This window comes from Marivirga aurantiaca (assembly GCF_016679925.1).
Taxonomy (GTDB): Bacteria; Bacteroidota; Bacteroidia; order Cytophagales; family Cyclobacteriaceae; genus Marivirga; species Marivirga aurantiaca.
Map to the genome: position 1 here is coordinate 45,852 of NZ_JAEQBW010000014.1, position 8,743 is coordinate 54,594.

At 37.2% G+C, this 8,743-nt stretch carries 8 protein-coding genes; 5 read left to right on the top strand and 3 right to left on the bottom strand.

Annotated features, from left to right (window positions below; translation table 11 throughout):
• Positions 1–188 precede the first annotated feature (188 nt).
• The 3 genes from JKA74_RS18890 (at position 189) to JKA74_RS18900 (ending at position 2,771) form a co-directional block, all read left to right on the top strand.
• On the top strand, positions 189–1,208 hold the full coding sequence (locus JKA74_RS18890; protein ID WP_201432808.1) for a sensor histidine kinase: 1,020 nt from the start codon (positions 189–191) through the stop codon (positions 1,206–1,208).
• Positions 1,195–1,878, top strand: coding sequence for a LytR/AlgR family response regulator transcription factor (locus tag JKA74_RS18895; protein ID WP_201432809.1), 684 nt, complete (start codon positions 1,195–1,197; stop codon positions 1,876–1,878). Before JKA74_RS18890 ends, JKA74_RS18895 begins: the two co-directional genes overlap by 14 nt.
• 68 nt (positions 1,879–1,946) lie before the next feature.
• Positions 1,947–2,771: an SDR family oxidoreductase gene (locus tag JKA74_RS18900; RefSeq protein ID WP_201432810.1), complete on the top strand. Its 825-nt coding sequence runs from the start codon at positions 1,947–1,949 to the stop codon at positions 2,769–2,771.
• A 7-nt stretch (positions 2,772–2,778) separates the two neighbouring features.
• Here the strand turns inward: JKA74_RS18900 and JKA74_RS18905 are convergent, their stop codons facing one another.
• From JKA74_RS18905 to JKA74_RS18915, 3 genes are all read right to left on the bottom strand, one after another.
• A complete protein-coding gene (locus JKA74_RS18905) occupies positions 2,779–3,432 on the bottom strand; it encodes a Tll0287-like domain-containing protein (RefSeq protein WP_201432811.1) in 654 nt (217 codons plus the stop codon).
• Positions 3,433–3,441: 9 nt separating this feature from the next.
• Entirely contained in the window at positions 3,442–5,361 is a 1,920-nt protein-coding gene (locus JKA74_RS18910; RefSeq protein WP_201432812.1) for a GAF domain-containing protein, read from the bottom strand.
• Positions 5,362–5,457: 96 nt separating this feature from the next.
• Positions 5,458–5,979, bottom strand: coding sequence for a YfiR family protein (locus JKA74_RS18915; RefSeq protein WP_201432813.1), 522 nt, complete (start codon positions 5,977–5,979; stop codon positions 5,458–5,460).
• A gap of 312 nt (positions 5,980–6,291) precedes the next feature.
• Between JKA74_RS18915 and prfA the strand changes: the two genes are divergently transcribed.
• Entirely contained in the window at positions 6,292–7,359 is a 1,068-nt protein-coding gene (gene prfA, locus JKA74_RS18920) for a peptide chain release factor 1 (RefSeq protein ID WP_201432814.1), read from the top strand.
• Positions 7,346–8,743 (top strand): hypothetical protein, encoded by a 1,398-nt coding sequence (locus JKA74_RS18925; protein ID WP_201432815.1) that lies wholly within the window; start codon positions 7,346–7,348, stop codon positions 8,741–8,743. Before prfA ends, JKA74_RS18925 begins: the two co-directional genes overlap by 14 nt.

Genomic DNA, 8,743 nt, shown 5'->3' on the forward strand with positions numbered 1-8,743 from the left:
TTTGGTGATGCTACAATTCTAGTACTATTCATCGATCACAGAATTAATACTCGTTATTTTACTTATAGTTAAAGATGGATCACCGAATGTAGTGGTTAAAGCGCAAAAATGTATTTCAACACTCTAAACCTTCAAACTATCGACTTTAAGATAATTAGATTTTTTGAATGAGTATATTTAGCCTTGCAATGTTAAAAAAGATATTATTCCATATTACCTACTGGGCATTTGCTCTTTTACTAGGCGCCTTCCTAATAGCCTACAGGAGCAACTGGCAAGAAGCCATCTTTCTCACACTAGTTTTCAGCCCTATTCCCATTGGAAGTGCCTATTTAATCACCCATTTTCTTTTGCACGAATATTTAATAAAACGCAGGTATTTAAGGTTCTTTCTTTATATAGCCTATATCCTCATTGTTTCATTCTTTTTATTGCTACTTTTCAACACTGCAATCTTTATATTTATTGCGGAATATCAATTCAACTTAATGCCTCCTGCCACTCAGGATTTACTTACTCTTTTTGTCACACTATTTTTACTTGTGATATTATTTGTAGCTACTCAAAGTATCCGACAATGGAGTATAGTCTATCAGGAAAAAGAACTGGCATTAAGAAATGCTTCTGAATCTGAATTACGATTTCTTAAAACACAATTGCACCCACATTTTCTTTTCAATACGCTCAATAATCTATATGTACTTGCTCTGGAAAAATCTGACAAAGCCCCGGAATTAGTTTTGAAGCTAAGCAGTTTGTTGGACTACATTCTTGCTTCCGGAAAAAATAAGCTGGTGGATTTATCTGAGGAAATTGAAGTAATGAATGATTTTATATATTTGGAAACCCTCCGGTACGAAGACCGATTGACTTTAAACAAAAAAATAGATGTCCCGGTAGAGTTGAGCATTAAAATACCTCCACTTATATTGGTTACTATTATGGAAAACTGTTTTAAGCATGGCGCCATGAATAATTGGGGCAAAGTAGTAATAGAATTTAATATGAGTGTAAAGGATAAAATGCTTCTAATTAAAAGCAGTAATAGATTTTTTACTAAGTCTACCTCTTTACCTACAGGAATAGGGCTAAACAATATTCAAAAACAACTGAACTATCTTTATGGCAAGAACTATATATTGCAGGTAGAGAAATCAGGAAACTTATTCAATCTCCATTTAAGCATTCCCATTCATGCAACAGATTAATTGTATCATAGCAGACGATGAGCCTTTAGCAAGACAGTTGATGGTGTCTTATGTAGAAAAAACACCTTATTTAAAGTTAGAAGGGGTTTTCAAAAATGCATGGGAAGTTCAGGAATACTTGTCAGTGGAAAAACCAGATTTACTTTTATTGGATATTGAAATGCCCGGATTGGATGGGCTGACATTTATCAAAACACTTCCCGCCCCTCCTGAAGTAATATTTATAACAGCACATCGGGATTATGCCGTGGAAGCTTTTGAGGTGAAAGCATTGGATTACTTACTAAAGCCTGTATCTTTTGAACGCTTCCTTAAGGCTGTTAATAACTTCCCTCCAAGGTCAATCAATATATCGGAAACCCCAGTGAAAACTGATCACTTGTTTATTTCAATAGACAGACAGATGGTAAAGGTTCCTTTTGATCAAATATTTTACATTGAGGCTATGGGCGATTATGTGAAATTTTATACTGCTCAGGACAGGCCGTTAATCTCCAAAATGAAATTGAAAGATTGTATTGAGCAAATTCCATCTGGCTCATTTGTACAAATTCACCGATCTTTTATCATTAATAAAGCCCACATAAAAGCCTATACTCAAGAAAAAGTAAGGGTTGGAAAAGAGTGGCTAAAAATTTCCCGCTCTTATAAGGATCAGCTCGAGTTATAAAAGTTGGCTGAATTAAATCCCGTTAACAAAAACCCTGTTAGTTCGTTCTCTCACTAGAGAAAAAAGATATGAAAAAAATAGCTATTACCGGAGCTACCTCAGGCATTGGTTTAGAAACTGCAAAAGCGCTTCTGGAAAAAGGAAACCATCTGATATTTTTAATACGGGATATCAAGAAGGGCAAACAAATGCTGGCCAGCATGCCTAATGCTGAAAATGTGCAAATAATTTCCTGTGACCTTGCTGAATTAAGTTCTGTTAAAAAAGCTGCGGAAGAACTTTTGAAAACCAATGATCATTTAGATGTGCTCATTAATAATGCAGGGGGCACTTTTGAAAAGCGCCTTGAGAGCAAAGATGGCCTGGAACTTCACTTTGCCATTAATCATTTAGGCCATTTTCTCCTAGTGAAGGAACTAATACCTTTATTAAAAAAAAGTCATACTAAAATCATTAACCTGAGTTCAGAAGCTCATAAAGCAGGAAAGTTGGATTTTAATGACATTCATTTAAAAAATAAATACTCAACTTTAAAGGCCTACGGAAATGCAAAACTGTGCAATGTACTTTTCACCAAGTCATTGGCAAGAAAAGGTTTTACCAGTTATTCTTTGCATCCAGGAGTAATTGATTCGGGTTTTGGGAATAATTTATCTGGTCTATTCAGATTAATGTGGAAACTCGGCAAACCCTTTATGAAAAGCCCTCGGCAGGGAGCCTCTACCAGTATTTACCTTGCTCTCAATGAGCTGCCAAAGGAACAGAATGGAGTCTACTTCAAGAACCGGAAACCGTTTCGGTCATCGGTGGATTCCAGAAACACAGCAATACAAGACAAGCTGTGGGAGATAAGTGAGAAATTGGTCACAGAAAAGCTTGGCTCAAATAGTTAGGAGTAATCTATAAATTTTTAACAATATCCTTTTTAAGGAACTTTAGACTCCACATTCCTCTAAAATCACCCAACTCATAGCCTGTCGCCTGATCATTTGGATATCGTTCTTTTAGAAGGGCCTGAACCTCCTCTGAAATATCATCCTTAGTACCATGGCAATTAAGACAAAGTTCTGAAGCTATAAAAATGGGCTTATTATATAAAATTGTATCCCCGGGCTGTATAAATTGCACATTCGGATTTAGGTCAATCCCCTCCTGATGGGAATATTCATAAGCCTCCAGCAATTCCTTTTCCATTTCGGAGGGAGCATTTTGCGGGCTTCGATTTTGAGTGCTCACTCTTTTTAAATAAATGCTGTAGCTTTTTGCCAAACTATCGGTAATGGAATATGCCTCCATATTACAATATGCTGCTGCTTCAACAAATCCTCCCTTAGCATACTGCTCAGAAATTCTCTTCATAAAAAGCTGTTGGGCTTGCATGGAAATTGAATCTCCCAGTTTTTTTACTTTATTCAATATGTCTGCCTCTGAAATCTTTCTGACACTCCGCTCAGACTGGGTTTCTTCAATAGCTTTTGGCCTTCGCTTCTCCGTGGAAAAACCACACCCAATCATTAAGAGTGTTAGAAGTAGGACAAAAAGTTTTCTAAACATACCACATACTTAAGTTAGTTGCTCACTTTCTACTACCGCACCGATTAACATATAACTGCTCGAACCTGAATCCTGGTTGTTCAATACTCCTGATGAGAAAAGAACATTCACAGGTTCATTGGATTTGTTTTTTAATGTAATGGCTCCTGACCAGGTTCTCCCATCTGAAAGAGCCTTTTTCATTGACTGAAACCCTTCTTTAGAGGCAACGATTTTTTCAAAGGATGTGCCGTTTAAATCATTAAAATTATATTTGAGTTTTTCAGAGGTAATATTATTGAGGCTGGTGACCTGGAATTTATCGTCTAGCTCTATCATCATATTGGTATAATTGATGATCTTTTCTTTATCATCCCTGTCACGCTGAGACCTTTCCATCTCTTCCTGCGTTGCCTGAAGTTCTTCCATATTCTGCCTCATCTCTTCTTCCTGAGATCGCATTTGTTCAGTCATTTCGCGGGATTCATTAAGGAGTTTGGACGTTCTTTCGTTAATTTTTACCGAAGAAATAGTAGAAGCAATGTTTTCAGCAATTTTCTCTACAAATTCTCTTTCGTGTTCTTCATATTCATTGAAAGAGGCAAGCTCTATTACTCCATAAGTTTCTTCATTTACTTTCAAAGGTACTATCAATAAACTATTCGGATTGGCTTCTCCAAGTCCTGAAGTAATCATTACATAATCCTGAGGAACCTCCGTCATGTAAATAGTTTCTGATTCCAGCCAGGCTTGCCCTGTTAAGCCTTCCCCTTCATAGATTTTTTGCTCCAGGTATTTCTTTTTATCCCAGGCGTAACAAGCTGTCAGCTCAAGGAAAGCGTCTTCCTCATTTTCCCTGTTAATAATAAACAAACCTCCCTGATTGGATTTTGTGTACTTGACAAGGCTAGAGATTATTTCGTCAGAAAGCCTGGAAATATTATCGTTGTTTCTTCTAAGGATATCTCCAAACATGGCCAGCCCTTCTGTTGTCCAGTTCCGCTTTTTGTCCTCTTCGGCTACACGCTTGAGGTTTCCTCTCATATTGATCAAAGCATTTCCCAATACATCATTTTCACTAAGCGGTTCATAATCTGAATCATATTTGCCATTTCCTATATTTTCAGCGAAATAAGAGGTGTCTTTTAGGCCGTATACCAGTTTGTCCACCGCTTCCGCCATTTCTCCAATTTCATCATTGCCAAAACGTTTGGTACTACTATCAGGTAAAATCCCCTTCCCTAGTTTTACTACCAAATCTTTAATATAATTTACTGGTTTGGTAATAGATGAGGCAAGCCAGAAAGCACCAATTAATCCTAGAACAACAAATATAATAGCCAGAATAATGGAAGTGTTTCTTAAAGTATTTGAAGTTTCTAAGACCTCCGCTTCATATAAATCAGATTCCTCCTGTTTCTGGTCAAGCACCACATTCAATTTCGACATAATGCTATCCGTACGGGGCAAAATCTCTCTTTCGATAGACTCTGATGCCATGAACTTTACAATGGCATCTTCATAGTCTTCAAAAGTAATAAGGCTTTCCATTATCTCCTTTTGGAAACCCAGCAATGTCTCAAACTCCATAAAAACACTATCCATTACATGAACCTGCTCCTCTTCTTCCCACTTCTCCATAAGTCCCACTATTTTCTCTTCCATAGCCGGATACTCTTCTTCATGAAGGATTTTAAGACTCTCCTTATCCGCCTCATTGCTTTGAAGATAAACCCAGTTGGTAACGAGCATCTTGGAACGAATAACCAACAAATTAAAATCTTTGATTGCAGTAACCGAGGGTTTTATAACATTGGAGTTTTTCTCAGTAAGATTGCTGTTTTTGCTAACCGTGAAAATTGTGATGCCGGCATATATTACAAAAATCAAAATAAGGGTGATGAAACCCCCCAATATTTTATTACCGATGGTAAATCTAAAGTTCTTCATTTTATGATAATTGCTAAAAATGTATTGTTAAACTTAATAAAATAATTTGATAATTGGGCACCTTCTGTGGAGCATACCAATTTATAAGTGTACTGTTTATTTAACTTCTTCACCAAAACGAATTAACTCTTGTGCTACTTTTAATCCGGATCGTTCCAGATTTGTGGTGTTTACCTCAAACTTTAATTTGCCTTCAACATCTTTAAAGTTAATCATAGCCCCGCGACTGGCTAACCCGGCTGATTCTGTAATCAGTAAAGTTGGCTTATTAACCAGCTTACTTTTTACGTTGTTAAAATTACCGGATTCACTGTCAGGTATAAACAGCATGTTAATTTTCTGGTTAAGTCCATTCTCATTAATTGTAATTATTTTAATAGCATTATTTCCTGCTTTTTTAATTTCTGCCATTTCCTTAAGCAGTGGGGTTATTTCAGAGTCCCCCAATACAGCAATAATAAAGTCACCCCCCTGATAGTTTTCAGGCCATTGTATATATTTAGTGAAGCTATAGAAAAAAACTTTATGAAATCGATAATCCTTTCCTTGTGAAACCCCGGAATAAGTTATACACAGGAAGAAAAAAATGAATATGGCAGAAATTTTAATGTTTCTCATTATGGTACTCTCAGTTTAGAGGCAAAAAGTAGCCATTTTTATCTAAAAAAAGAAGCATTAATCTACCAACACATACTTATTGCCAACTAAAAGATATTTTCTTGTCATATAGCAAACATAACACTGCTTTTGTGGGCTCTTGATACACTATTTTAATTGCGACAAAATATTATAAATAGTATCATAAGGCCTGTTATTTCCACTCTGCTATATTTATGAATAATTAATACACAATTTGGCCATTCCGATAAAAGCCTATCCTCCCAATGACCTAATTATTTATTAGCTTTGCATATTGATTAGAAAACAAATATGCTTGACAGACTAAAACATATTAAAGATAGATTTGAGGAAGTGGGTCAATTGATGGTACAACCAGACGCCATGGCTGACATGAAAAAATTTACTCAGCTGAGCAAGGAATATTCTGACCTGGAAAAGGTGGTGAAAGAATATGAACGGTATTTAAAAATTCTGGATGGATTAAAGCAAGCCAAAGTCATATTAGAAACAGAGAAAGATCCTGGCTTCAGGGAAATGGCGAAACTTGAGCTGGAAGAACTAAACCCACGAAAAGAAGAGCTGGAAGAAATTCTTAAAAGAATGTTGGTTCCGAAAGACCCTAAAGATGAGAAAAATGCGGTTTTGGAGATTAGAGCAGGAACAGGTGGGGATGAAGCGGCCATTTTTGCCGGGAATTTGTTCAGAATGTATCAAAGGTTCTCTGAGAAAAACGGACTTAAAATCAACGTACTCGATTTAACAGAAGGCACATCAGGCGGTTACAAAGAAATTATTGGTACGGTGACAGGAAAGGATCCGTACGGCACCTTAAAATATGAGTCAGGGGTGCACAGGGTACAAAGGGTTCCTGCCACTGAAACACAAGGACGGGTGCACACTTCTGCTGCCACTGTAGCCGTTTTGCCGGAAGTGGATGAGGTGGAAGTGGAAATTGATATGAATGAAATCCGTAAAGACACCTATTGTTCTTCCGGACCAGGCGGTCAGTCGGTAAACACCACTTATTCTGCGGTACGTTTAACTCACTTGCCAACAGGTATGGTGGTAACTTGTCAGGATGAAAAATCGCAACTGAAGAACTTTGATAAAGCACTAAAAGTACTCCGCTCACGTTTGTATGAAATAGAATTAGCCAAACAAATGGATGAAATTGGTGCACAGAGAAAAACAATGGTGCGCAGTGGAGACCGATCAGAAAAAATAAGGACCTATAACTATCCGCAAGGCAGGGTGACCGATCACAGAATTGGCTATACAGTTCACAATTTACCTGCCATCATGAGTGGTGAAATTGAAGACATTATTGAGCATTTACAAATTGCAGAAAACGCGAACAAACTTAATGAAGCCACTTAAAATCGGGATTGATTTTATCCTAATCTTATGGATTGTTTGGGTTAGCCTTTCTGCCTGCTCTTACGAGCCGGAAATTAATGAACAAGCCATTGAGTTGTCCTTTTCCACTGATACCGTACAATTTGATACTCTTTTTGCAGAAAGAAAGAGTATTACAAAGAGATTGTTAGTAAAGAACACTTCGGGCAAGGCTGTTTCATTAGACCAAATACGTTTAAAGGAACAATCCGATGACTTCAACCTGATATTAAATGGAATAGCAGGTAGGCAATTTAATAATCAGTTACTTTTGGGAAATGACAGCTTATTAATCCTAATTGAAGCTAAAATTGACCAGACAGACGAAAACAATCCTTTTGTGATAAGAAATAACCTTGATTTCGTGAATCAGGGGAATGAGCAATCTGTAATTTTAGAAGCCTGGGGACAAAATGCCAATTACTTAAAGGATTCGGTACTCGTATGTAATGCACGATGGACAGCTGATAAGCCCTATGTATTATCAAACAACATTCTAATTGACTCAGCATGCAGCCTAATTATAGATCCTGGCACCAGAATCTATAGTGCCAATGACTCCTTTATACTTGTGGCCGGCACCTTACAGGCTGAAGGAAATATTGATAACCCCATCCTTTTTATGAATGACAGGCTTGATGAGCCTTTTGCAAGTGCTCCCGGCCAATGGGGTGGAATCGTGTTTTTAGAGGGGAGCAACAATAATTCTTTTAAGTATGTAACCATCAAAAACGCTATAGTAGGCTTAAACCTTAACGTATTTGACCAGGATGGCAAACCTGATGTCAGAATGGAAAATTCATTTGTGGGCAATATGGCTTTTAGTGCCGTACTATCTTTAAATAGTGATTTTGAAGCTATAAATTCTGTTTTTTATAATACAGCATCAGGTACAGTCTCACATTTGGGTGGTGGTTCTGCTCTTTACCGGCATTGCACCATTGCTAATTACTTTAATATCTCACGAGATCAACCAGCGGCATTCTTCTCTGACTTTGCCATTGATAATAATGAAAATGAAATTATTCATCCGATAGTGGTGGATCTCCAGAATACAATTGTTTATGGAAGAAATGAGGAGGAAATTCTTTTTTATGAAGAAGTGGAAAACAACCTTACTCTTTCCTTTACCAACAGCTTGTTCCGTAGCAGCCAAAATCTGCTGAGTCAGAATAATTCCATCAGGAATGAAAATCCTTTGTTCGAAGAGCCCAACAATGATGATTTCAGGCTCACAGAAGATTCCCCAGCAATTGGGAAGGCTCTAACTTCAGGTGTGATTATTGATGTCATTAATACTCCCCGTGATCAAAATCCCGACATAGGAGCTTATGAATTTACAGTTGAAAATGAAGACGGCAATTAA